The organism is Vibrio sp. KMM 9700 (genome assembly GCF_058545285.1).
In genome coordinates this window covers 594,843-619,796 of record NZ_CM178590.1, presented here as the reverse complement: position 1 = coordinate 619,796, position 24,954 = coordinate 594,843, and the positions used below count along the sequence as shown (strand labels likewise).

24 protein-coding genes are annotated in these 24,954 nt (G+C 42.4%); 11 read left to right on the top strand and 13 right to left on the bottom strand.

Annotation, left to right across the window (positions count from 1 at the left end):
• Positions 1-30 precede the first annotated feature (30 nt).
• From pstB to AC2VOY_RS13935, 8 genes are all read left to right on the top strand, one after another.
• Positions 31-834: a phosphate ABC transporter ATP-binding protein PstB gene (gene pstB, locus AC2VOY_RS13970; RefSeq protein ID WP_491834144.1), complete on the top strand. Its 804-nt coding sequence runs from the start codon at positions 31-33 to the stop codon at positions 832-834.
• Between the two features lie 167 nt (positions 835-1,001).
• Entirely contained in the window at positions 1,002-1,670 is a 669-nt protein-coding gene (locus AC2VOY_RS13965; protein WP_491833182.1) for a molecular chaperone TorD family protein, read from the top strand.
• 6 nt (positions 1,671-1,676) lie between these two features.
• Positions 1,677-2,333 carry a 4Fe-4S dicluster domain-containing protein gene (locus AC2VOY_RS13960; RefSeq protein WP_491833181.1) on the top strand — a complete coding sequence of 219 codons (657 nt, stop codon included), beginning with the start codon at positions 1,677-1,679 and terminating at the stop codon, positions 2,331-2,333.
• Between the two features lie 96 nt (positions 2,334-2,429).
• Positions 2,430-3,191: a transporter substrate-binding domain-containing protein gene (locus tag AC2VOY_RS13955; RefSeq protein WP_491833180.1), complete on the top strand. Its 762-nt coding sequence runs from the start codon at positions 2,430-2,432 to the stop codon at positions 3,189-3,191.
• A 255-nt stretch (positions 3,192-3,446) separates the two neighbouring features.
• On the top strand, positions 3,447-4,700 hold the full coding sequence (gene codB, locus AC2VOY_RS13950; RefSeq protein WP_491833179.1) for a cytosine permease: 1,254 nt from the start codon (positions 3,447-3,449) through the stop codon (positions 4,698-4,700).
• Between the two features lie 27 nt (positions 4,701-4,727).
• Positions 4,728-6,026 carry a cytosine deaminase gene (locus AC2VOY_RS13945; RefSeq protein WP_491833178.1) on the top strand — a complete coding sequence of 433 codons (1,299 nt, stop codon included), beginning with the start codon at positions 4,728-4,730 and terminating at the stop codon, positions 6,024-6,026.
• Positions 6,027-6,271: 245 nt separating this feature from the next.
• A complete protein-coding gene (locus tag AC2VOY_RS13940) occupies positions 6,272-6,652 on the top strand; it encodes a hypothetical protein (RefSeq protein WP_491833177.1) in 381 nt (126 codons plus the stop codon).
• A gap of 103 nt (positions 6,653-6,755) precedes the next feature.
• Positions 6,756-7,454 (top strand): riboflavin synthase subunit alpha, encoded by a 699-nt coding sequence (locus AC2VOY_RS13935; protein ID WP_491833176.1) that lies wholly within the window; start codon positions 6,756-6,758, stop codon positions 7,452-7,454.
• Between the two features lie 82 nt (positions 7,455-7,536).
• On the opposite strand, the gene AC2VOY_RS13930 is transcribed toward AC2VOY_RS13935, so the two are convergent.
• The 13 genes from AC2VOY_RS13930 to AC2VOY_RS13870 form a co-directional block, all read right to left on the bottom strand.
• Positions 7,537-8,220: a hypothetical protein gene (locus AC2VOY_RS13930; RefSeq protein ID WP_491833175.1), complete on the bottom strand. Its 684-nt coding sequence runs from the start codon at positions 8,218-8,220 to the stop codon at positions 7,537-7,539.
• Between the two features lie 13 nt (positions 8,221-8,233).
• Positions 8,234-8,971: a DUF5058 family protein gene (locus tag AC2VOY_RS13925; protein ID WP_491833174.1), complete on the bottom strand. Its 738-nt coding sequence runs from the start codon at positions 8,969-8,971 to the stop codon at positions 8,234-8,236.
• 11 nt (positions 8,972-8,982) lie between these two features.
• Complete coding sequence (locus AC2VOY_RS13920) at positions 8,983-10,155, bottom strand: amidohydrolase (protein ID WP_491833173.1); 1,173 nt, start codon at positions 10,153-10,155, stop codon at positions 8,983-8,985.
• Positions 10,156-10,325: 170 nt separating this feature from the next.
• Positions 10,326-12,800: a metallophosphoesterase gene (locus AC2VOY_RS13915; protein WP_491833172.1), complete on the bottom strand. Its 2,475-nt coding sequence runs from the start codon at positions 12,798-12,800 to the stop codon at positions 10,326-10,328.
• Positions 12,801-12,984: 184 nt separating this feature from the next.
• Positions 12,985-13,128: a hypothetical protein gene (locus AC2VOY_RS13910; RefSeq protein WP_491833171.1), complete on the bottom strand. Its 144-nt coding sequence runs from the start codon at positions 13,126-13,128 to the stop codon at positions 12,985-12,987.
• A gap of 86 nt (positions 13,129-13,214) precedes the next feature.
• Positions 13,215-13,466, bottom strand: a complete 252-nt coding sequence (locus AC2VOY_RS13905; protein ID WP_491833170.1) for a GlsB/YeaQ/YmgE family stress response membrane protein — start codon at positions 13,464-13,466, stop codon at positions 13,215-13,217.
• Between the two features lie 135 nt (positions 13,467-13,601).
• The gene (locus AC2VOY_RS13900; RefSeq protein ID WP_491833169.1) at positions 13,602-13,955 is read right to left on the bottom strand and encodes a DOPA 4,5-dioxygenase family protein; all 354 of its coding nucleotides are present in this window, start codon (positions 13,953-13,955) and stop codon (positions 13,602-13,604) included.
• A gap of 236 nt (positions 13,956-14,191) precedes the next feature.
• Positions 14,192-15,397 carry an OmpP1/FadL family transporter gene (locus AC2VOY_RS13895; RefSeq protein WP_491833168.1) on the bottom strand — a complete coding sequence of 402 codons (1,206 nt, stop codon included), beginning with the start codon at positions 15,395-15,397 and terminating at the stop codon, positions 14,192-14,194.
• A gap of 271 nt (positions 15,398-15,668) precedes the next feature.
• Positions 15,669-16,508, bottom strand: coding sequence for a DmsC/YnfH family molybdoenzyme membrane anchor subunit (locus AC2VOY_RS13890; RefSeq protein ID WP_491833167.1), 840 nt, complete (start codon positions 16,506-16,508; stop codon positions 15,669-15,671).
• A gap of 1 nt (position 16,509) precedes the next feature.
• Entirely contained in the window at positions 16,510-17,130 is a 621-nt protein-coding gene (locus AC2VOY_RS13885) for a DMSO/selenate family reductase complex B subunit (protein ID WP_491833166.1), read from the bottom strand.
• Between the two features lie 9 nt (positions 17,131-17,139).
• Positions 17,140-19,581 carry a DmsA/YnfE/YnfF family dimethyl sulfoxide reductase gene (locus AC2VOY_RS13880; RefSeq protein ID WP_491833165.1) on the bottom strand — a complete coding sequence of 814 codons (2,442 nt, stop codon included), beginning with the start codon at positions 19,579-19,581 and terminating at the stop codon, positions 17,140-17,142.
• 353 nt (positions 19,582-19,934) lie between these two features.
• Complete coding sequence (locus AC2VOY_RS13875; protein WP_491833164.1) at positions 19,935-20,549, bottom strand: N-acetylmuramoyl-L-alanine amidase family protein; 615 nt, start codon at positions 20,547-20,549, stop codon at positions 19,935-19,937.
• 78 nt (positions 20,550-20,627) lie between these two features.
• Positions 20,628-21,368 (bottom strand): aspartate/glutamate racemase family protein, encoded by a 741-nt coding sequence (locus AC2VOY_RS13870; protein ID WP_491833163.1) that lies wholly within the window; start codon positions 21,366-21,368, stop codon positions 20,628-20,630.
• Between the two features lie 340 nt (positions 21,369-21,708).
• Here AC2VOY_RS13870 and AC2VOY_RS13865 point away from each other — a divergent pair, with 340 nt between their 5' ends.
• The 3 genes from AC2VOY_RS13865 (at position 21,709) to AC2VOY_RS13855 (ending at position 24,702) form a co-directional block, all read left to right on the top strand.
• Positions 21,709-23,175, top strand: coding sequence for an NCS1 family nucleobase:cation symporter-1 (locus tag AC2VOY_RS13865; protein WP_491833162.1), 1,467 nt, complete (start codon positions 21,709-21,711; stop codon positions 23,173-23,175).
• 153 nt (positions 23,176-23,328) lie between these two features.
• Positions 23,329-23,685, top strand: a complete 357-nt coding sequence (locus AC2VOY_RS13860; RefSeq protein WP_491833161.1) for a YibL family ribosome-associated protein — start codon at positions 23,329-23,331, stop codon at positions 23,683-23,685.
• Positions 23,686-23,694: 9 nt separating this feature from the next.
• Positions 23,695-24,702, top strand: coding sequence for an LLM class flavin-dependent oxidoreductase (locus AC2VOY_RS13855; protein ID WP_491833160.1), 1,008 nt, complete (start codon positions 23,695-23,697; stop codon positions 24,700-24,702).
• The last annotated feature ends 252 nt before the right edge of the window (positions 24,703-24,954 follow it).

Below are 24,954 nucleotides of genomic sequence, written 5' to 3'. Positions count from 1 at the left end.
AACCCATAAACGATTAACTGACTAATACCTATATATACGACGTGGCAAAACAAGATGCGGCGTCGGCATCAAGAGAATTTAAAGATGAACAAATTTAATATTGAAAACCTAGACCTTTTTTACGGCAGCAACCAAGCACTAAAAAGCATTAACTTGCCGATCCCACACAAAAAAGTAACCGCGCTTATCGGCCCATCTGGTTGTGGTAAATCAACCCTTTTGCGCTGCTTAAACCGCATGAATGACTTGATTGAAGGCGTGCGCATCACTGGTAAAGTTGAAATGGATGCCAATGATATCTATGGCAATATTGATGTGGCGGATCTGCGCATTAAAGTTGGCATGGTTTTCCAAAAGCCAAACCCATTCCCAATGAGCATTTATGAAAATGTTGCGTATGGCCTGCGCGCGCAAGGGATCAAGGATAAAAAGCATATTGATCAAGTGGTTGAAGAGTCACTACGTGGCGCAGCATTGTGGGATGAAGTAAAAGATCGCTTAAAATCTCACGCATTTGGTCTTTCTGGTGGTCAGCAGCAGCGTCTCTGTATTGCGCGCACCATTGCGATGCAGCCCGATGTGATTTTGATGGATGAACCAACCTCAGCGCTTGACCCAATTGCGACGCACAAAATCGAAGAGTTAATGGAAACGCTGAAAAAAGATTATACGATCGTGATTGTGACCCACTCCATGCAACAAGCACGCCGCATCTCAGATCGCACCGCTTTCTTCCTAATGGGTGAATTGGTTGAGCACGACGAAACACAAAATATCTTTAGTAACCCGCAAGATGATCGCACTAAGGGTTATGTCAACGGTGACTTTGGTTAATATAACCTCTCACTTTACTATCGAATAATAACTATAAAAGCGATGGAGTTTGCCCCTACTTGTTGTGAGTTGGGGCTTTTTTACACCTTAAATAAACCAAGCGTTTTAGATAAGCCGCGTTTTAAGTTATAATCTGTCTTCAAATCAGCATATAAAAGATAATCACCATGTCTCAAGATCCAATCCTACTGCAACACCCTGAGCTTGTGGGCTCAATTTCTGTGACCGCAAAAATCCTTGGCTCACTGTTTTACTTTCCGATTTCACATGAAAATAATATGGATGCGTTAAGCCAAATCCGTCAAGATGTAACCCAAACGGACACAGGTTTTGGAATGTTAGCAGCGCAAGCTCACCAAGAAGATAAAGAAGCCCTAGCGCTTGATTTTCAACAACTCTTTGAAGGTGGAGATGTGATGCCTGCGCCGCCTTGGGGCTCTGTGTATCTTGATCGTGAGCAAGTTATCTTTGGGGATTCAACCTTAAAGTTTCGTGAGTTTTTAAAACGCTTTGGGATTGATTTACAAACTGGCATGCGTGAGCCTGAAGATCAATTTGGTTTGATTTTGTTTGTGCTGGCAACATTAAGCGAGCAGCTGCAACAGCCTGAACACAGCGCTGAGGTCAAACTTGCTTTTGCCAATGGCGTGACAGAACTACTTCAAGAGCATTTATTACCTTGGGCGCCGAGTTATTTAACTCAAATGCGCAAACATGCACAAACCAAAAGCTATCAAATGCTGCCTGAGCTGGCAGAGCATTGGCTAAACTATTTGCAAGAAACCCTTGCGATCACGCCAACTGAAATGAAAATCTATTTTCAATCAGACAAGTAAAATAGCATGAAGAGAATCACAAACTTATTTAGCCGCCGTCAATCGCTTGATAACGCAGATGACGCAAAGCTTGCGGATATGCCTGATAAAAAAGATCAGCAATATTATAAAGCTTATCTTGAGCATCAGACGATTAGCCGTCGCGGCCTGTTCACCGCCTTATCTAAAGGTGCACAAGTGAGCGTGCAAGATGCAGCGCCATCGCGGATTCAAGCGATAGCACGTCCTTGCGCGCGCCCGCCGCATGCGGTGGATGAAACTAAGTTTGTGAGCTTATGTAATCATGAATCTGCGTGCCGCGCTTGTATCGATGCTTGCCCTGAGCAGATTATTGAACAAGTGGATAAGCGCCCAAGCCTCAACCTTGAGCTTGCCGCCTGCACCCATTGCGGTGAGTGCGTGAAAGCTTGTCCAAGTGGCGCCTTATCCCTTGATGCGCCACAAGATAACCAGATGCGGCCAGTGTTTTATAGCCATTGTAATAATCAAACCAGTTATTGCAGCATGTGTGTGGACGCTTGCCCGCAATCTGCCCTCTCTCACCTTGATGATACCCTGCCTGCGCTTAACACAGAGATATGCAATGGTTGCGGCCAATGTGTTCAGGCTTGTTATATTCAAGCGGCGGGGATGGCGTTTACACCAAAAAACTCCCTCAGTTAAATTTTCCTGCGCTCTCTTTATAAGCTTAATAACTTGGCTAAGCTGCGAGTTTATGCAAGTATTATCGGTCACAGAAAATTATTTAGGGATAAATCAATGCAAGGAAAACTACTCCTTCTCGCTAGCTGCGCCTGCCTGAGTTTCAGTGCCAACGCTGATCACCTCGAAGATATCCAGAATAAAGGCTATATCACAGTCGGCACGACAGGTGATTACAAACCTTTTTCATATTATGACGGCAAATCTTTCTCAGGCTATGACATCGATGTGGCAAAATACATTGCCAAGCAACTTGGGGTTGAAGTTAAGTTTGTTCAAACCACATGGAAGAACTTAATTCCGGATCTCACTAGCAATAAATATGATATTGCCATGGGCGGGATCACGCGCAAAGTATCACGTCAGCTCGCCGCTGAGCAATCACAAGGTTACATGACATTTGGCAAGGTCTTCTTGGTGGCAAACGGAAAAGAAGCACAATTTGATACGCTTGAAGAAGTGAATCAAAAATCTGTTACGGTTGGTGTAAATATAGGTGGCACAAATGAAATCTTTGCAGATAAATACCTCACCAATGCCAAAATTGTCCGTTATGAAAATAACCTCGATGTTCCACAAGCTGTCGCAGAAGGCAAAGTTGATGTCATGGTAACGGAAACGCCTGAAGCCTTGTTTTATCAAAATACAGACTCTCGCTTGCAAGCTGTCAGAGAAGAAGATCCTTTCACGAAAAGTCAATTTGGTTATCTTATTCCAAAGGGTGAGCAGCATTTCCTCAATACGATTAATTATTTAATGGATGAGATGAAACTCGAAGGTCTTGATAGTGAATTTAAGAAAAATAATGATCTTATGTAATTAAAGTAACAAATCTATTCATCTGGCGGCTAAAATCTTTAAGGGATCAGATACACCTAAATATCTGTTTCGCGCCGTCAGATTTTCCACCGATTAAAATAAAACACAAAAATAAAAATACATTTCCTTTATTATCAGTAAGATAAAACCGAATAATGCTACGCAAACGTATGCCCACACAAAAATCAATTGAAAGCTTCAAAAATTAGACTATAATCACCTTCCGTTTGCCTATTCATAACAAGCGGAGTTCAGATGTCTGATAATCATAGCGTCAATCAAGATCATAACTACAGCCTTTCTCCTGTCCCAATGACAGCCCGTAAAAGCGCCCTTTCACTCAGCCTTGTGATGCTAGGTTTAACCTTCTTCTCTGCCAGCATGTGGACAGGCGGTACGCTTGGCACTGGCCTGACTTTAAATCAATTTGTGATTGCTGTGCTTTGCGGCAACCTTCTTTTAGGTGTCTATACCTCTTTACTTGGCTACATCGGCGCAAAAACCGGACTTTCGACACACCTCTTAGCGCGTTTTTCATTTGGCGCACGCGGCTCTTGGCTGCCATCTCTTTTACTCGGTGGCACACAAGTGGGTTGGTTTGGGGTTGGCGTTGCCATGTTTGCTCTGCCGGTTCAAAAAGCGCTTGGGATTGATCTCAACATCCTTATACTTGTCTCTGGCCTCTTAATGACAGCCACTGTGTATTTTGGCATTTCTGCTCTGATGGTGCTTTCTGCCATTGCCGTCCCTGCGATTGCGCTTTTAGGCGGTTACTCCGCATACACGGCAATAACTGGCGCAGGCGGTTTAGATGCTATCGCGCAAATCCCTGCCAGCGACCCGCTTTCTATGCCGATGGCGTTTACCTTAGTGGTGGGCTCATTTATTAGCGCAGGCACTTTAACGGCTGACTTTGTTCGCTTTGGCAGAAAGCCAAGCACCGCAGTATTAATCACCATGGTGGCATTTTTCATTGGTAACTCATTGATGTTTATTTTTGGCGCTGCTGGTGCAAAAGTCACAGGCCAAGCAGATATTTCAGAAGTGATGATGATGCAAGGCTTGCTCCTGCCTGCGATTATCGTTTTAGGCTTAAACATTTGGACGACAAATGACAATGCGCTCTATGCATCAGGCCTTGGGTTCTCCAACATTACCGGCTTAGATAGTAAAAAACTCGCTATCGGCAACGGAATTATCGGCACCTTGTTTGCGCTTTGGTTATATAACAACTTTGTTGGCTGGTTGACTTTCCTCTCCCTTGCTATCCCACCAATTGGCGGCGTTATTATTGCTGATTATTTCATGAATAAACAAAGATATGCTGATTTTGCCAATGCTAAATTTGTCGATATTAACTGGGCGGCAATGCTTAGCGTGGCGATTGGCGTCGGTTGCGGCCAATTTTTACCAGGAGTTGTGCCACTAAACTCTGTGCTTGGTGGTATGATTAGCTTCGTGATTTTAAATCGACTACCAATTTTTAATTCAAAACCAGTTGCTGCCTAATGCACAAACAAATTTAAAGGCTTTTTTATGTCAAGAATCATTCAACAAATCATCAATGCTAAACTCCAAGGAAAAGAAGGACTTTGGCAGTTAAGCATTGAAAATGGCAAGTTTAGCCAAATTACGCAGCAAAATGATATTTTAAATAAGAATACTCAAGATGATGCAAGCTGTTTAGATGCCCAAGGCAAACTGCTGCATACACCATTTTTCGAGCCGCATATTCACTTGGATACGACCCAAACCGCAGGTGAGCCAAGCTGGAATATTTCTGGGACTTTATTTGAAGGTATCGAGCGTTGGGCGGAGCGTAAAGCTTTGCTCAGTATTGAAGATGTCAAAAAACGCGCCAAGCAAACCATTTCATGGCAAATAGCCAATGGGATTCAAGCAGTACGTACCCATGTCGATGTGTCCGATCCTAGCCTAATTGCGCTCAAAGCTATGCTTGAGGTAAAAGAGGAGTTAAAAGATCATATTGATTTGCAAATTGTTGCCTTTCCACAAGAAGGGATCTTGTCTTATCCAAACGGCAAAGAAATTTTAGAAGAAGCGGTAAAACTTGGCGCAGATGTGATTGGCGCCATCCCACACTTTGAGTTTACCCGTGAATATGGCGTTGAATCCCTACACTATGTGTTTGAGCTGGCAAGAAAATATGACCGCCTGATCGATGTGCATTGTGATGAGATTGATGATGAGCAATCACGCTTTGTGGAAACGCTTGCCGCGCTTGCGCATAAATATGACATGGGTGAAAAAGTTACGGCTAGCCATACCACAGCAATGGGCTCTTACAATGGTGCTTATGCCTCGCGTTTGTTCCGTCTGCTGCGCATGAGTAAGATTAACTTTGTTGCTAATCCGCTAGTGAACATTCACTTGCAAGGCCGCTTTGATGATTACCCGAAACGCCGCGGCATGACGCGCGTGAAAGAGCTATTAAACGCAGGGATCAATACCTGTTTTGGTCATGATGATGTGTTTGACCCTTGGTACCCACTGGGCACAGCGAATATGCTGCAAGTCGTGCATATGGGGCTGCATGTGAGCCAATGCATGGGTTATGATCAAATTAACCAGTCTTTGGACTTAATTAGCAAAAACAGCGCCAAAACCTTATATTTACAAGATAAATATCAATTAAAAGAAGGCTTTGATGCCAACTTTATTTTGTTAAACGCTGAGAATGGGTTTGATGCCGTGCGCCGTCAATCTGAAGTCTTATATTCAGTGCGCCAAGGCCGTGTGCTGGCGACAACTGCGCCTGCTACAAGAGAAATTTTCTTAGACCAAGCTCAAGCGATTGATTTTACACGTAAGTGATTCATTCTACACATAATTGATGACTGATTGACGATAAGCGTTAAGATCCATCGTTGAAATCATCCAATCCTATTAACAGCTTATTGCCTCGTGTGATAAGCTGTTTTTATATATTTCAAATATTTTTGAATTCTCTCTGATTATCCTCGAACAAACCTGCTTAATATTTGTCAATTAACCACTCGAAAATACACACAAAAAGTAATACTATGAAGCTTATTCCTTTATACCATATAGGCTTGATTATGAACTTTAAGCACTTACTTTGCATAGCACTATCCTTTATTTCCTTTCATTCTTTTGCATCAATGACAACAGTTCAATGTGATTACCAGACTTACTCAGATCCTCAAGGTAATCATAAAGTTGAAGGTAAGTTTCACCTAAGTTTTATACTAGACTCTGAATCTGGAAAATCTTATGTCGTCGGGGATGTTGGTAGTAATGAAGTTGTTTTTATAAAAGGAACCGCTCACTTTAGCTTTATTGAGCAAACACAATCTGGAAATATTATGACAACCTCTATTGCAAATGATATGTCCTCTATACACAGCCGAAATTTCGTCACTCTAGATGGAAAGATAATACCTAGCCAATATTACGGTCATTGCACAGTTGTGTCCTAAGTATTCTAAACTTTCCGACTTAACAGCTTATTGCCTCGTGTGATAAGCTGTTTTTTTTTTGAATTTAAGTTTTATAAGTATCCACAAGGATTAACGAGGACACATGTTCACAGGTATTATTCAATCCGTTGCACAAATCATTGATGTTAAAGATGAAAATGGCATTCGCACCTTTATCATTGATTTCCCTACAGGCTTTTGCCGTGAGCTTGAAATTGGCGCCAGCATTGCGATTGATGGTGTCTGCTTAACCGTGACTCAAATCCTCTCTGATACAAGAGTCAGCTTTGATGTGATGCTGCAAAGCTTGCGCATTACCACACTTAGTCAATATAAAGCTGGTGACAAGGTCAATGCCGAGCGCGCAGCCAAAGATGGCGCAGAAATTGGTGGGCACCCACTTTCAGGGCATGTAGATTTCAATGTCGCAATTTTAGAAGTCAAACAATTCGATGACAACTACTGCATCCGTTTTGACTTACCACAAGAGTGGCGAAAGTATGTATTTTCAAAAGGTTACATTGCCTTAAATGGCGCTAGCTTAACCATTGCCGATGTCGATAAAACCCAAGGTTGGTTTGAGGTTTGGCTGATCCCAGAAACCCGCCGCATGACTGTGTTTGAGTCAAAAGTTGCCGGTGATTTGATTAATGTGGAAATCGAGCGCGGCACGCAAGTGGTGGTGGATACTGTGCGTGACACTTTAAATGAAAACTTAGGCGCATTGCTGCCAGTAATTGAAAAACTGCTTGAAGAGAAAGGTATCGACTTGGATGCGCTGGGGTATAAGCCAAAAGAATAAACTGAATTTATGCACAAAAATGAAGGCTGAGTTAAAAACAACTAAGCCTTCATACCTAATCTTTCAAAGTTTCACACCCTCATTAAACCAGCACTTCTTTTGTCTCCAGTTTTGCCCAGAGCAAGCTTATACATATCGCCGCTACACCAACAATCGCCACATTATAAACTTTTGAAATTGGTAGTAAAATCGTCACAATTGCAACCGCTACCCCCATTAATGCATACTTACGCGCTTTTGCATTCGTAAAAAACATCACAAATACAGCTGCATAAATACTTGCAAAAGTATAGTTTTTGAAAGCAAAAATCATCCCATCTGGCATTTTATCAATCAGCCAATTCCCCAGTAGCACAAGTAATAACACGAAGAATAAATTGATCATAACGGAAACACCAATGCCAAGTATGGTGGCAAGCTCAGCTTTTTTACTACCCATTGGGGCATTAATAGACTTTTGACATGCAATCGCAACAGGTAAGCGCATATTCCCTGCATTTCCAGACAAAAATGTCATATAACTGCCTGAAACACCAAGCATAGGGAAGTAAGAAATGGGTTCAATAAACCAAACCACAGCAACAAAAGCAGCAATGACAATAAACGCTTGAAAAATAACATCTATACCAGGAAAAGCATCCAATACAAATGAGAGGTAAAGCGCGGGAGATAACGACAAGCCGATGGCTAATAATAAGGTTGCCATACCTAGGCGATGCGCGGATGGGATAAAACTCCCACGATAATCTTGTTCTAACTGATCCATAGCATTATTCCCTTTAAACGATAAACAAGTGTGTGCAATAGCCTACAACCAGGCCAATCACAAAGCTAAATCCAAGTGCCCATTCTTTCAACCAAGGGATATCTTTACTTATTTGTTGGAAGAAAAACATACTCAAAGCAGAAGCCAGCGCTGCCATTAATTTATCGGGACTGATCTCAAAATCAAACCAAGCTTGGCGTGTTGCAAATTGATTAATCATCAATAAAGTAAAAATTGAAATCGGGGTCACTGAGCCCACAATTAACAAGGCAAGTGGTTGAGACTTATTTAACTTTTGTTGTGCATTGTCTAAGCGTTTCACCATAAAAAACGCACTTATGAGCCAGCCTAATCCACCTAAGGTCATCGCCCAGACCGACGATGTATATGCCGTTAAATCATAGCTCGCCTGCCCAACTTGTGCGCCAGCAGCTATCGCCCCTTGGTCAGCAGCATAAAGCTCAAAAAATGCAGAGCCTACCACCCCAATACGCATTAAGGTAATCGGCGCACCGACAACATTAATTAAACCAATCGCCAAAAACAGCACTGCCATGGCTGGACCAATACTATTTACTGTGGCCGTTTTATAAATGGTTCTTTGCTCAGACACAGTCAAAATCTGATGCCGTTTAGAAAAACGAACCGCCAATCGAATAAACATAATGGCTTGCACAACAACCACGAGTACGGTTAATGTTGCTAATAACCACATCGTGGGGCTATTTGCGACCGCTAATACATCATCCATGATCTCTCTCCCTAACAACTTAATTCATGACGAACTAAGGTGACAAAATAACTTGCTGCAACAGCTAATATCCCATCATCAAAGTCATAATGAGGGTTATGCACCGCTGTGGCTTCCTTGCCTGCACCTATCCCGACATAACAGCCAGGTACTTGTTTTAGCATAAATGAGAAATCTTCACTTGCTGTGATCACTTGAGCTTTGTCGGTTGCACGCTCACAGCCAACGACTTCTTGGGCAACTTGTAAGGCAATTTGTGTCGCTGTAGGATCATTGATTAACGGAATGAAGTTATCATTGAATCGAACGCTCGCCTCGCCCCCATGCATGCTAACCGTATGCTCAACAATGGCTTGTAGTTTATGCTTCATTTTCGTCCCAACCGCTTCGTCAAAAAAGCGAATACAACCTCGCATTTTCGCATTGTCTGGGATCACATTGTTACTATTGGTTTTCGACTCACAATCGGTGAAAGAAAGAATAGCGGTTTGAATCGGATCTAAATCTCGGCTGACTATCGTATTGGCTTGAACAATGATCTGGCTCATCATCAAAGTGGGGTCAATTGCTGTATGTGGAAATGCAGCATGCCCTCCTTTTCCTTTGATCTCTATATCAAAAAAAGAAGCCCCTGCTAAAAATGCGCCGGCTTTCATGAAAATATGATGACGCTCAAAGCCAGGCATATTATGAAAAGCATAAATGCGTTTAGGGGTAAAACGCTGAAACAAACCATCTTCTATCATCGCCAGCCCCCCACCTAAGCCCTCTTCTGCGGGTTGAAAAATGAAATAAATTCGTCCACTAAACTCATCTCTATGCTGACTTAAATACCAAGCGGTGGCGAGCAAACTTGCGCTGTGACCATCATGCCCACACGCATGCATACAGCTATCAACTTGCGAACGATGCGAGAAGGTATTCGCTTCTTCAATCGGCAATGCATCCATATCAGCGCGTAAGCCAATCGCCTCGCCATTATCCGTTGCACCTTTTAGCACGCCAACGATTCCTGTTTTGCCGATCTGCGTATGCACTTCATCAAACCCAAAAGATTTAAGTTTTTCTTCAATAAAATTTGCAGCAAAGTGCTCTTCAAAACCTATGCCGGGTTGTTGGTGCAATGCGTGTCGCCAGCCAATGAACTGAATTTTATTTTGTTCAATCTGCTTGATAAGTGCCATTAAATTATCCTTAATTTTAGTGCAAGAAATATACAGATTAATTTTAAGCCAATAAAAAAGCTAGCTATTTTTATAAGTTAAATTGATAAATTAAAATTTTTCATAAAAAAACCGCCCTAAACATATCAATCTTCAGGGCGGTTATACTTAATCAAAAACTAAAATATCCTTTATACAGCTTCAGGCAATTCCTCAGCTTGCGCCAACAAATCAAAATCCACAATGGCAAAGAAGCCATTTTGAGTGCAGTTTTCCACCTCAAAGCCAGAATCAGTACGGCTTGCGTTGAGCGCTTGCCATGTTTGCGCGACTTCATCATAAATCGCAAGTTGCGCCGTATCAGACAGCGTCTCCTCTATCTGCATGGACAGCGTAAATGGATCCGTTGCTTGATCTTCTGCGATATACCAATCCAAGCCATTTTGAACATTGCCATTATCATCAAACTCAGCGCCATTTTGCTCCATCATGCCTTCAATAAAGAGCACATCAGAGAGCACAGCGTCATTTTCTGAGCCAAGCCACATCATGTTGACTTCTTCAGCATAAGCTAATGTTTGCTCACCTAAACGCCCAGCCACAGTACCGACACAAGTGTTAAAAGTCAGGTTATCTCCTGTCAAAATCTGCGCTGTGGTCTTATTTTCTGACACCATAGCTTGAGTTTGATAGCTAAATTTCGCAGGTATAATAAGATTCGTTGCATTGTTAAAAACTAATGTCGATGAAATCGGCTGCCAATTGGTGACATCAATTTGGTGGAGCTCTGACTCGCTGATATCCCCTGCGACATAATCAAGAAAACCATCGTTGGTCCAGCCTTGGTGTTCATTGCCAATTTCAATCAGGCTAAGCAAGTCACCACGAAACTCTCCAATCATCATGCCATTGACCACGGCATCGGAAGTGTCACCGCCATTTATGCCACGGTTCGTACTTTGCCCAAGCAGTGGGATTTCAAACCCTGGCGCTGAAAAAGCATAATGCGTGGTGTAGTGTTTGTGAGAGCCAGAATCAACCGTAAACGCCTTAAATGACGGCGTTTGATTAAAGCTTAAATCTGTTGCTAACGCACCCTGCATATTTTTCTCAGCAACCGCATATGGGCTAAAATCAACACCGTTGGCAGGATCTTTAATCGTATCGACATCGACAGCGTACATATTACTTTTGGCAAAAATATGATCATGCCCGCATAAGTGCACGATATTATTTTCAGCAAAGAAGCTCAACATCTTTTTGGTAAACCCAGCCGCATAAGTTTCGATGCCTTCAGGGATAACAATATCAAAATCAGCGAGCACACTGCGCAATAAATTCATGAATTTAGGCAACATAGTTTCAATAAGTTGGCCATAATCATCAAGGAAACCTGTGACGTCATAGCCCATTTGTTCGAGTAAATTTATCAGATCTGCAACCGTATAATCGCCTAAATCTAAATTACCTGTGCCGCTAAAAATCCCTGTTAATAATGGGATCACAAGCTCAGTTGCTTTTTCAATCAGCATAGGTGAGTTGCCGCTTGAAAGGAATGAGGTTGGCGAGATATTGTGGAATTGCCCCGCATGATCGCGACCACACATAGGAAAGTGATAAAAAGTAACGATATTTTTAAATTGCCCTTGATAATCTTTGGTGACATTCTTCATGAAGTCTAATAATAGAATCCATTCACAGCCAATATAAACAGGTTGGCCTTCTGAGGTTTCCACAATCGGGTCAAACGGCGCATTACCTAAATCACGATACGCATTATTTAATATATTTTGGTCAGTCGCTAAATAAGCTTTAATCATTTTATTTGTAATTTGACTTCGGTCTAAGGTTGCCCAACCCATAGTAAACTGTGAATCAAGAGAAAAGAATAAAGTCTGATCTTTTATAAAGGCATAAGTCGCAGGTGCATATAATTTACTCACATCATCATGTAAGCCTTCATCAACTAATGCTTGCAGTTTTTCAGTTAATATATCCGTTGGATTAAGGTATGAATAATAATCGCCCGGTTTAATCAGATCTTTATTATTTAAATATTGACCAATGCTAGTGTGCCATTGTTTTTGCATTTCAATATAGCCATCATTGCCCTCGACTAAGACAGTTTTACCGAGTGGCCCAGTGACGACTTGATGATCCATTTTCACGCAATGATTACCGCGGGTTGGATAAATGTCTAACCTGTCATTCCATTGCTTTTGATCCATCAGATATTCTTTATAGGCCTGTGCTTGACCTTCTTCATAGTCTTCATAAATCAAGCTGCCATCACTGTTTTTCAGATAAAAATTTTCAACTGAATCACCAATTAACAAGACAGTATCTATTTTTTCATTTTCACATTTACTCAGCATACCATCAAGTAAAGAGCAGTTTGCATGCACATCACCAATGGCGGCAAAACGTGCCGCAGTGTCGCCATCGTTAAAGTTAGGAATAATAAAAGGTGCAGCACTAAGATTTAAATTACCCGTTTCGCCACCAGAACCATTATTTCCGTAACCATTGTTGCCTGAACCATTATTTTCAGAACCATCAGTCAAAGATAAATCATAATCTGGTCCATCACTGCCACAACCAAATAACATTGTGGTAGCAAAACCTAAACTGCTTAAACGAATAAATTTTCTTCTGGATAACGACATTATATTTTTCTCTGTGCTAAAAAAGATAAGCAGAAACTACAGAGAGAGTATGACGTTATTATTTTATAAATGTTTCAATTTATTTCAGGGATGTTTTTTGACGAAATTAGCATATATTATTAAACATAATTAACAAGCTAGATATATAATTTACATCTTATTCACCTAGCTTAATTTATTAATTTTATCGAACTTCTATCTCTGTTAACGCATACCAAGCATCATCTTGTTTGCCTTCTATAGCTAAATTTAATGGCGCTTGAGTTTGCGGAGCATTAAGCTCAAGTTGCTGACCAGAAAAGCTAAATTGAACACGGATTATACACAAAAAAAAAGAGCAAGTCTTTCGACCTACTCCTTTTTGCGGATAAAACATCACTTGCCTCAACAAATCAAGCAAATGAATGAAAAATCTTATTTAGAAAAGAATTTCTTATTGATAAACAGTACGATCAAAGCACCAACTGTGGCAACGGCAATGCTTGGGAAGTTCACACCATTTGCCGGAGCAAAACCTGCAAATTGACCAACAAACCCACCAACGAAAGCACCGACAATACCCAAGATCATAGTTTTGAACCAGCTATTGCCATCATCGCCCGGCATAATTACTTTAGCCAAAGCACCTGCGATTAGGCCGAGAATAATCCATGAAATAAAGCCCATAATCTTCATCCTTATATTATTGAAAAGATTGTTCTTTCAGTTAAGAGTTTAACAAACAAGCAACTAAATACAAACAATTATTTGCCAATTCATCAATCTTTAACCTACTTTTTACAGGGACTCGTCAGTTATCCTTCAAATTGGCTGAAATTTAGATAAATCAAGTGCTTGTGGCTGCCCTATCCAATAAGCATGATCCGTATGATCACGTAAATCATCCCCTGTTTGACCGTGCACTAAAACACTTAAGCCTTGTGAATTTTGCTCAAGCCAAGGGATGAGCGTTTCAAAATCATGGTCATAAAATAATATCTGAAAACTCCACTGAGGGTGGGGGCCGACATTTTGAGTATGGAAACGCCCTAGTTTGACGTCGAAGAATTGGGATAATTCTTGATAAATTTGCTCGGCAATGCCTTGCGTGGATGCATCATAATATACATGCGCATGATATTCGGTGTGGCAATTTTTCGGGCTTAGTGTGTCCATAACAACCTCAAATCTATGTCCTTTTAAGAAACTTTGGCTTTATCTTTTCCTTAAAGTGCAAAGTATTCCACAAATATACACTGTTTCTATTTAATCTAACCATTACAATTGTAGGAAGCTGAGTTTGAATTGCAAGGTGTAATTTTGCAGACTAAAAAATATATATTTGCGGCCTAAAATTATAAAAAAAGCGGCTCACCATCAGGCTGCCGCTTTGATATAAATTTAAGACTCGATTAGAGAGACTGCCAGCTATAATTGACCATCATGAAATAAAGCGCTGGGTTGTCATAACGCCCTGTGCCCGCAAGTGGGAATGAGGCACGTGATGACTCAATAAATAAGCCTTCAAATGCCACGCCGACAGATTGCTTATCATCTAGCTTATATTTAAAGCCAGTACCGATACGGAACGCGTTGCCGGTTGGAATAGTGATATCGCCTTTTGATTGGCTTTCAAACATACTGGTGTCGTATGCCATCCCCATGTTCCACAACAGCTTTGGCGAAATCGTGTATTGCGCGCCAAGAGCAATGTGGTACGTATCTTGGAACTTGCCATCTGAGTCGAGCTTAGTGTCAGTACCTGTGCCAAGCGTGTCAGATGAGACAGTCAGTGGGCTGTCGCCGTAAGCTGTCCAGTCTTGCCAGCCTAAGTTACCCATAATAGCCCAATCTTCATTGTATCTATGATAGGCACTAAATAGCACTTGTTGCGGCGCGTTAAAGGTTGCATCTAGGTTTAAGTCAATATCAAATGCATCGACATCTAAATCTGCATCAAAGTCAAAATCAGACTCTGTGCTGTAAGCAAAACCAAAGCGCGTGTTTGCATCAACTTCATACAAAACACCAACTTTCGCATTCAATGCCCAATCACTGTCATCAACATCATTGTTGGTATTTTTGATCGCAAACTTACCGTAGTTGATGCCCATGCCAAGGCCGAATGACCAGTGATCATCGACTTTATACGCCACGGTAGGCTGGATAATCATAGCTTTTAGTTCAAGCTCATCAACCAGTGCCGCGCCTGCCCAATCACTACCATAATCAAGCCCTAAACCAAAGTTACCGTAAAGGCCGATCCCGTAGGTAAAGTTGTCATTGTATTGCTTACTATAAAAGCTTGAAGCAATCGGGGTAAAGCCAATGGTGTTGCCCGGACCATTTTTGCTTGAATCGTCTAAATCAAAGTCTGTATCACCATACAGGCCCATAAAACCAGATGTGATTGAAGTGCCTTTTACATGGGTTAAACCGGCTGGGTTTGCTGCCATCACAGACGAGTCTTCAGCGCGCGCAGATGCACCCGCGCCAGCAAGGCCAAGATCATCGTTACCGATTTCATACAGATATAAACCACCAGCCTGCGCACTTGTTGCTGAAAATAATGCAGAGGCAATCAAAGAGAGAGAAAGTGTTTTAGAAAGATGTTTCATGCATCAACCTATTATAAAAGGGTTCGTAAAAAGATCAGCTAGGTCTAAGAGTGCATTAAAAATGTGAACCACGCCGAAAAAAGTCATCATACCAGAGAATAATGAATCCGCAATTAAAGCATAAGTAATTATTAACTCTGTTTTAATTAGTAAATATAAAGCAAATACAAAGTAAATATTGAATAATTTCATTTACTTTTAAATAACAAGAATAACAAAAAAGAGCCAACATTTCTGCAGGCTCTTACGTTATTTTTATAATAATGAAAGCTTATAAACCAGCGCTCATATGCAGGCCATAAAATACGCCGCGACCCATTAACTCAGAGACGACAATCAATAGCCAAGCGACAAGTGTTAGCGGTAGTTGATTACCACGTTTGGCGCTCATCATCCAAATCCCAATGCCCACAAACAAGAGCACATAGCGACTTGTAAGCAAGGTTTTTAGGTTTGGAATGATCTCATGCGCGCTCACAATTGCAGACTTCATTTCTGGCAAACTTGCCACCAAGTCAAAGCTAACCAGCATGCTAATTAATGCAAACACAGCGGCAACGCGTGGTAAATAGCTTGCAATAGGCCAAGGTTTATCTAGCGCGTAAGCAAGAATCACGCCAGCAAAGGCAAAGCCTGAAATCACAACCGTTAACACAAAACCTGCTGGCGTGTAGCCATTGTTCCATGTTGGCACGGTATCAATTAAATACACATTGATCATGGCATACATGGCTGCAACGCCTGCGATCATGCCAAGCACGGCAAAGGCTTTTTGCAGGCCAGCTGAGACTTTATTAGTGATCGCCATCAGCCAATATAAACCGCCAATTGCAAAGAAGATGCTGCCGGTTAAGATCTCGTTAGACAGCCAAGATGCGCCCACGCGGTTAAGCGAGTTGAACATACGTAGCGGGCTGCCAAGGTGCATGGTCGATGCAACAAAACCAAGCCCCATCAAGCACCACAAGAAAAACATCCCTTGGTGCAAGCGTTTGTGCTGCGCTTCATTGAGCTGACCCGATAACACGGCTAGCGCTAAGATAATAAATGCACCCACACATGTCTGCGCAAATACAGTAAAGATGATCAGGGGTAATTCATGCCAAGCCATCTTAAACCTCCTTCGGATTTGCTAAGTGACCGGTTTGATCACCTGTTGGACGTGCATTTTTGTTTGGTTTGATCACAATGTTCGGGCTGGTTAATGACGAACATGGCAGCGGCGCGACATCCGCATTGGTGCCATATTTAGCGCGCAATTCATCAATTGGACCAAATTCAAGTGCGCGTAATGGGCATGAATTCACGCAAATTGGGTTTAGCCCTTGCGCCACACGCTCATAACAGCCATCACACTTGGTCATGTGACCTTTTTCTTCATTGTATTGTGGCGCGCCATAAGGACAGGCCATTGAACAATATTTACAGCCAATACACACGCTTTCATCGACAACCACAAAGCCATCTTCTTCACGTTTATGCATCGCGCCACTTGGACAAACCTTGGTACACGCTGGGTTTGAGCAGTGGTTACAAGCGATTGATAAATAATATGAATACACTGACTGGCGGAAAATCTCGCCTTCTTGTACCCAGTCACCACCTGCATATTCATAGATGCGGCGAAAACTTACTTTTGGATCTAAATCTTTGTTATCTTTACAAGAAAGCTCGCAGGTTTTGCAACCAGTACACTTACTTGAATCAATATAAAAACCATATTGCTGTGCCATGATTGCTCCTTACGCTTTCTTCACTGCTTGCACTTCAACCAAGTTGGTGTGCTGTGGGTTACCTTTGGCAAGTGGACTTGGACGTTGGGTTGTCAGCACGTTAATGCTTCCCGCATGGTCAATGCCCTTCTTATCTGGGCTATACCAAGCACCTTCACCAAGCGCAACCACGCCAGGGATGATACGCGGCGTCACTTTTGCCGTAATACGCACTTCACCACGGTCATTGAAGATTCGGATCGGATCGCCATTTTCAATGCCACGTTTTTGCGCATCAATTGGGTTGATCCACATTTCTTGGCGGTTAGCAGCTTTCAAAACATCAACGTTGGCATAGGTTGAGTGCGCACGTCCTTTGTAGTGGAAACCTGTTAATTGCAGCGGATAATCCCCTTTCTTCGAAGCTTCATAGCCTTCAAAGTTCGGCACATAAATCGGCAATGGGTGGATCACTTCATCGTCTTCCAACTCCCACTCGCTAGCAATTTTAGCTAAACGTTCAGAGTAGATTTCAACCTTGCCAGATGGCGTGGTTAATGGGTTAGCGATTGGATCTTGACGGAAAGCTTTATATGGCACATGGTGCTCAGTTTTACGCTTGTAGATGCCTTGCTCACGCATGGTTTCAAAATCAGGCAAGCTTGGATCATTCTCACGAGTTAACGCATATAAATGACGTAACCAACCTTCTTGATCGCGCCCTTCGGTGAATTCTTTTTCCACGCCCAAACGTTTTGCCAAGTCAGAGCAAATATCAAAAATGCCACGTGATTCAAATTGCGGTTTAATCGCTTGCGAGGCAAAGATGAAGTAAGGCATGTTGCCTGCACTTGCGTCCATACAAAAATCGGATTGCTCAGAAGCAGTTAAGTCTGGTAAAACGATATCTGCATATTTCGCCGAAGCTGTCATGTGATTATCAATCACGACGATCATTTCACATGCTTTGTCATCTTGCAGCACTTGGTGCGTTTTGTTGATGTTGGCATGTTGATTCACCAAGCAGTTGCCGGCATAGTTCCAGATGAACTTGATTGGCACATCGAGCTTGTCTTTGCCGCGAATACCATCTTTGGTCGCCGTCATTTCAGGGCCACGGGTAATCGCATCCGTCCACAGGAACATAGGGATCGAGGCTTCGACTGGATTTTCAAGGGTTGGGAAGCGAACAAAAGGAATGCTCTTGCCACCTTCACGCGCACCACTACCACCACCAGAAATACCTAAGTTACCGGTTAGAAGAGCCAGCATTGCGACGGCGCGACAGGCGATTTCGCCGTTTGCGGTACGTTGTAGACCCCAGCCTTGCATCACAGCGCATGGCTTGGTTGAGCCAATTTCGCGAGCCAGTTTGATGATCACATCTTCAGGAATACCTGTAATTGGCGCCGCCCATGCAGGGGTTTTAACGGTTTTGTCTTCGCCTAAACCTAAGATATAAGATTTATAAGACGAGTTTTTTGGCGCAGACGCTGGCAGTGTTTTCTCATCATAACCAACGCAATATTTATCCAAAAATGGCTGATCGACCAAGTCTTCGGTGATCATCACATGCGCCATTGCTGCGATTAACGCTGTATCCGTACCCGGACGAATTGGCACCCATTGATCTTCACGACCGCCAGCTGTATCGGTATAACGAGGATCGATCACAATCAATTTTGCTTTTGATTTTTCTTTGGCTTCCATGAAGTGATGGATCACGCCGCCGCCAGACATACGCGTCTCAGCAGGGTTATTACCAAATTGAACAATCAGCTTAGAGTTTTCAAGATCCGATGGCGAGTTACCGTCACCCCAACCGCCATAAGTAAAGTCAAGACCCATGTCGATTTGCGCATCTGAATAAGTGCCATAATGGTTTAGATAACCACCTTTTAGGTTCATCAAACGGGCAATCAGGCTTGAACCTTGCGGCCAAGATTTCGTCACAGTGCCGCCAAGCGTACCTGTACCATAGTTCAAATAAATTGCTTCATTGCCGTAATCTTTACGAATACGCTCAAGGTTTTGCGCAATATCGTCTAACGCTTCGTCCCAGCTAATACGCTTGAATTTGCCTTCGCCACGTTTGCCGATACGCTTCATTGGGTATTTAAGGCGATCCGGGTTATACACACGGCGACGCATCGAGCGGCCACGCAAACAGGCACGCACTTGGTGATTACCATATTCATCATCACCTGTGGTGTCGTTTTCAACCCATTTGATTTCGCCATCAATCACATGCATGCGCAGTGGGCAACGGCTGCCGCAGTTTACCGTACACGCACTCCAGACGATTTTTTCATCTGGTTTGGCAGGGGTTTGCGCGGCTTTCGCTTGAGAGATGCTAAATGGAATGGTGATCCCGGATGCGGCAGCGGCAAGGCCACCAAGGGCGCTACTGGATTTGATAAAGCTTCGACGGCTCGAATCAAAGCTTAAAAGCTGTTTCAATTTGTTTTTCATCGACATTGCTCTTTTTAGTTACCCACTAAGGGCTAATTACGTCTGAGTTTGCCACAAACAAAATGTTACAACTTGTTCTAAATCAATAAATTTAGCTAATCCACCAAAAATAGAAAAGATTTTTCCATTAATGAAAATTAAATAAGAATCAATATCAAATAGATAAATGGATCACGTTTTTCATCTATTTTATCGCTTAGATTTACACCAATCGTGCCGATTTAATGCAAACTAGCAAAACACAAATAACTAAGATATAAAAAAGGGCTAACTTCGATAAAAGAAGCTAACCCTATGGATTAGATAATCTAATGTAGATTAAACCCAATTTAAGCGACTCACTCGCTTTGGGATTAATCTATGTTTTGAAAATACGTCTCAACCCCTTGGCTGATCCCTTCTGCCAACTGATCTAAAAAAGCTTTATTTTGTAATAAATCTCTATCCTGCGCATTGCTGATAAAGCCCAACTCAAGCAGCACCGAGGCGCCAACAAAGGTGCGCAGGACGGCAAAGTTGGCTTTTTTACGTCCGCGCAAGTCACGCCCGGCGTTTTCCCAAATCGGATCTAAATATTGATGCAATGCTGATTGCAGCGCAAAAGACTCTGAATTTTCGCCATCTGAGGTAAAGATATAAGACTCAAAGCCATTGGCAGTGGAGCTTTGCGCTGAGTTGATATGAATGGAAACAAAGGCATCTGCCATTAAACCGTTTGCAAAGCGAGTGCGCTGATTTAAGGCAATAAATTCATCTTGGCTGCGCACTAAATGTGGATCAAGAATATCTATTTCTGAAAGCTTGGCAACGACGCGTTTGGCAAGCGTAAAGGTGACATCTTTTTCAGCTAAGCGCTCTGGTCTGCCTGCTATAATCTGGGCACTGGCGCCTTGATCTTGCCCGCCATGCCCTGCATCAATGGCGATGATTTTACGATTGATTAAACTGCTCGTATTTGAACTTCTCATCCGCTCTCCCCTATTACCCATTTCCACCAAAAAGTGATACGTTTAATAAGACAACAGATAAGAAGCTTTTCTATTCATTTAGTCCGTGTTTTTACTCCAATATTCATAACGGCCGACAAATTCTTTTTGCGGTGGCTGACTATAAATAAAGGCTTTTGAGGTGCGCAGGTTTAAACCTTTCATCGCTTCAATTAACTTCACCGCTGCGCTCACGCCATCAATGACAGGAATATTGAGCTCTTGCTGCAACTTCTCAACCAAGTCCGCCATGCCAGCGCAACCTAAAACAATCGCCTCAGCGTTATCTTCTTCAATAGCTTGAATACATTCAGCTTTTAACCCGTCATAAGCCGCTTGTGATAGGTTTTCTAAATCAAGCACAGGAATTTCTGCTGCGCGAACACTCGCGCACTGATGCGCAAAGCCATATTTATGCAATAAATGCTCCGCCATAGGAATGGTGCGTGAAAGCGTGGTCACGATGGAAAATTTATGACTCACAAGGCTTGCAAAATGAAAGCTTGCTTGGGCAATACCAATCACAGGCGCGGTGGCGATCTCTTTGGCGGCGTCAATTCCTGGATCGCCAAAGCAAGCAATAATATGCCCATCAACGCCCTCTGCTTCCCCTTGCACCACCACATCAAGTAAGGCGGCTGCGGCAATGGTTTCATCACGCATTGATTCAATCGATGCAGGTCCATGCTCTGGCGAGCGCGCAATAATTTGCGTATCCACTGCCGCGATATCTTGCGACACTTTTCCCATTGTCTGCGTCATAGCTAAACAAGTATTTGGGTTAATTAAGTTAATCTTCATATTGTCCTCATTTATTTTAAGTTTTGTATACGATAATTAATACATGCAAGAATGATTCCAACCTTAAAACCCTTCTTTTTATGCCCCCTATTTGTATCATACAGCTCAGCCTTGACATTTTTTGGTGCGAAATTGCATCAAAATAGAACATTTAAATTCCTTTTAATTTATTCATTTCGATATCAAAACACATTCCGACCTATATCAGACCAAGTTAATAATTAATTAAAAGTAAATTATTTAAGAAACAATGACTAAGAATGATGCGCCCCAAATTGGCACATAAATTGTATACATAATATCAGGAATAAAATTAAAGCTTAACTTCACAAGGATATGAATGATGCAACTTTCAAATAAGTACAAAACTAGCCCAAGGCTAATGAATGATGATCTTGCACCCACTCAAGATCGCACTTGGAATTGGTATAGTATTTTTGCCTTTTGGATGTCGGATATTCACTCAGTCGGCGGCTATGTATTTGCTGCTTCATTATTTGCCCTTGGCTTAACCGCTTGGCAAGTATTGATTAGCTTATGTCTGGGTATCATGATAGTGCTCACGTTTGCCAACCTAATGGGTAAGCCGGGACAAAAAGCGGGTATCCCCTTCCCTGTCGTATGTCGCATGTCTTTTGGCGTCTTAGGTGCAAATATTCCTGCCGTCATACGCGGATTAATCGCTGTCGTTTGGTATGGCATTCAAACCTTCTTGGCTTCAAGTTGCTTGATCGTGATGATTCTTTACTTTGCGCCAGAATATGAAGTCTATACCCAAGACTCTTTCTTAGGCTTATCTAGCCTTGGTTGGTTTGCCTTTATCGCAATGTGGCTTGTGCAAGCTGGCGTCTTCTTATTTGGTATGGGTGCCATTAAAAAGCTTGTCGACTGGTCCGGCCCTGCGATTTATTTGGCAATGATTTTATTAACTGCATGGATGGTTTATCAAGCCGGTTGGGAAAATATAAACTTTAACCTAAGTGATAAATTGCTGACAGGGTCAGAGTCGATAACCCAAATGATCATGGCAACCGCCTTGATTGCAGGCTATTTTGCGGGCCCAACGCTAAACTTTTCTGATTTTTCTCGTTATAGCCCGTCTTATTCATCATTAAAGCTTGGCAACTGGTTAGGCTTACCACTGAACTTTTTGATTTTCTCTGTGATAAGCGTCGTCATTGTGGCGGCAACCATTCCAGTCTTTGGTGAGATGATCACCGACCCAATCGAAACCGTGAAACGTCTTGATAATGGCACTGTCATTGTTTTAGGCGCATTTACTTTCATTTTAGCAACCGTTGGCATCAATATCGTTGCAAACTTTGTTGCCCCAGCATTTGATTTTTCAAACGTATCACCGCAAAAAATTAGCTTCAAAACTGGCGGATTCATCGCAGCGGTTGGCGGCATTTTAATTACGCCTTGGAACCTATTTAATAACCCAGAAGTGATTCACTATACGGTTGATGTGTTAGCTGCAATGATAGGTCCGATTTATGGCATTATCTTAATGGACTACTTTAAAATCCGTCGCGAAGAAATCGACATTGATGCGCTTTATACCGAAGATAAAAAAGCGGCATACTGGTATCAAGATGGTATTAATCCAAAAGCGGTTAAAGCGCTATTACCTGCGACAGTTCTTGCACTACTTTGCTCATTCATCTTTACTGATTTAGCAAACTTTGCACTCTTCATTGGTGGTATTACGGCAGCACTTCGTTATTATCAATTAATGCGAGCACCACAAACACAAACCAGTTCAAGCAAAACTTGGCTGTCTTGGTTAAAAGGTAGCAAGGCTTAATTGTTTAGCTCTGAGCGAAAGTCAAAATTAAATTCAGATAAATAATGGGCGTCGAGTATAATGATTGAAGGTGCGGCTTATATAGTCAAACTCACACTTCAGTGCTATACTCCTCGCCCATTTACCTTATCTACCCTCTACTATGGTGACGCCATGAGCATTAAAAACGATATCCAAGCCCTAAATAACCGCATCGACACTTGTCGCCATAAGCTAGAAGCGGCGCAAAAACGTGCTGATAAAGCGATGATTTTTCAATTTGAAGCAGAAATCAACAAGCTAAGCAAGCAAGTTGCATCGCTCACTCACAAACAAAAATATGACCTAAATAAAGAGCGTAAAGCCCTTTTAGATATGCCATTTAGCCGCGCAATCACCAAAGCTGAGCAAGCAGATTTAGGCGCACTGAAGAAAAAAGTGAAAGGCATTGTCGTGGTGCACCCTTTAACTAAAATTGGTAAAGCACTAAACTTGGAAGAAATGACAGGATTTGCTGACAAAGAATTTTAAGGTGAGCTAATGGCTAATGTAAAACTTTCGATTTTAGACCTTGCGCCCGTGACCCAAGGTGCGGATTTGCCCCAAACCTTTGCCAAGTCACTGGAACTTGCAAAACTGGCCGATGAACTGGGCTACCATAGATTTTGGATGGCCGAGCATCACAATATGCCAGATATTGCCAGCGCAGCCACGTCAGTTTTACTTAGCTATATAGGCGCTCAAACCCAAAACATTCGTATTGGCTCAGGTGGCGTGATGCTACCAAACCATGCGCCGATTGTGATTGCCGAGCAATATGCCACGCTAGCCGCATTATTTCCAAATCGCGTTGATCTTGGCCTTGGCCGCGCGCCGGGTACGGATTACCCAACCATGCACGCGCTGCGTCGCGATCCTGAGCGTATCGACCCGCACTTTGATGATTTACTTGAAGAATTAGAATTCTTTTTAAGTGATGCGTCAGCAAGCCAGCCGGTTAAAGCCATTCCGGGCGCAGGCACAAACCCAAAAGATGGCGCGCCAAATTTACCACTCTGGTTACTCGGCTCGAGCACTTATAGCGCCCATTTAGCGGGCGTCAAAGGTCTGCCATTTGCGTTTGCCTCGCACTTTGCGCCGCAAGCTATGCTTCAAGCGCTGCAAATCTATCGCAGCCAATTTCAGCCGTCGAATCAACTCGACAAGCCTTATGTGATGATTGGGGTGAATATTGTTGTCGCCGAAACAGATGAAAAAGCCCAGTACCTTGCTTCAACCGAAAAGCTTAAATTCTTATCTATGATCCGCGGCAAGCGTGAGCTTATCCCGCCACCAGTTGAAGACATCGACACGGTCTGGGATAGCATAGAAAAAGCGCAAATTCAGTCGCAATTAAGTGAGTCGATTCATGGCAGCCCTGAAACCGTCAAAGCCAGACTCGATGAGTTAGTCGCCAGAACAGGCGCTGATGAGATCATGGTCAACAGCCTCATTTTTGATCAAAAAGAAAAGTTAGAGTCCTATCGATTACTAGCCAATTTGGGTTAGATATTTTACATTTTGGTTAAAATTTGACTGATTTTTGTAAATAAGGTTGCGATTTATGGATGAGATCTATACCCTTGTCCTGCGCAACCTGTTTGATATGAGTCACACTTTTTGAGCTAGAGCTGATATTTGTCTGGCTTTTTACTCATTTTTAGTCTTGTGATAACAGGTTTAAATACATCTTTGCGAAAGCGAAGACAACTTGGAGTCAGCATGCCTGATTTATCACAATCGTTACATTCTGAAATTGAA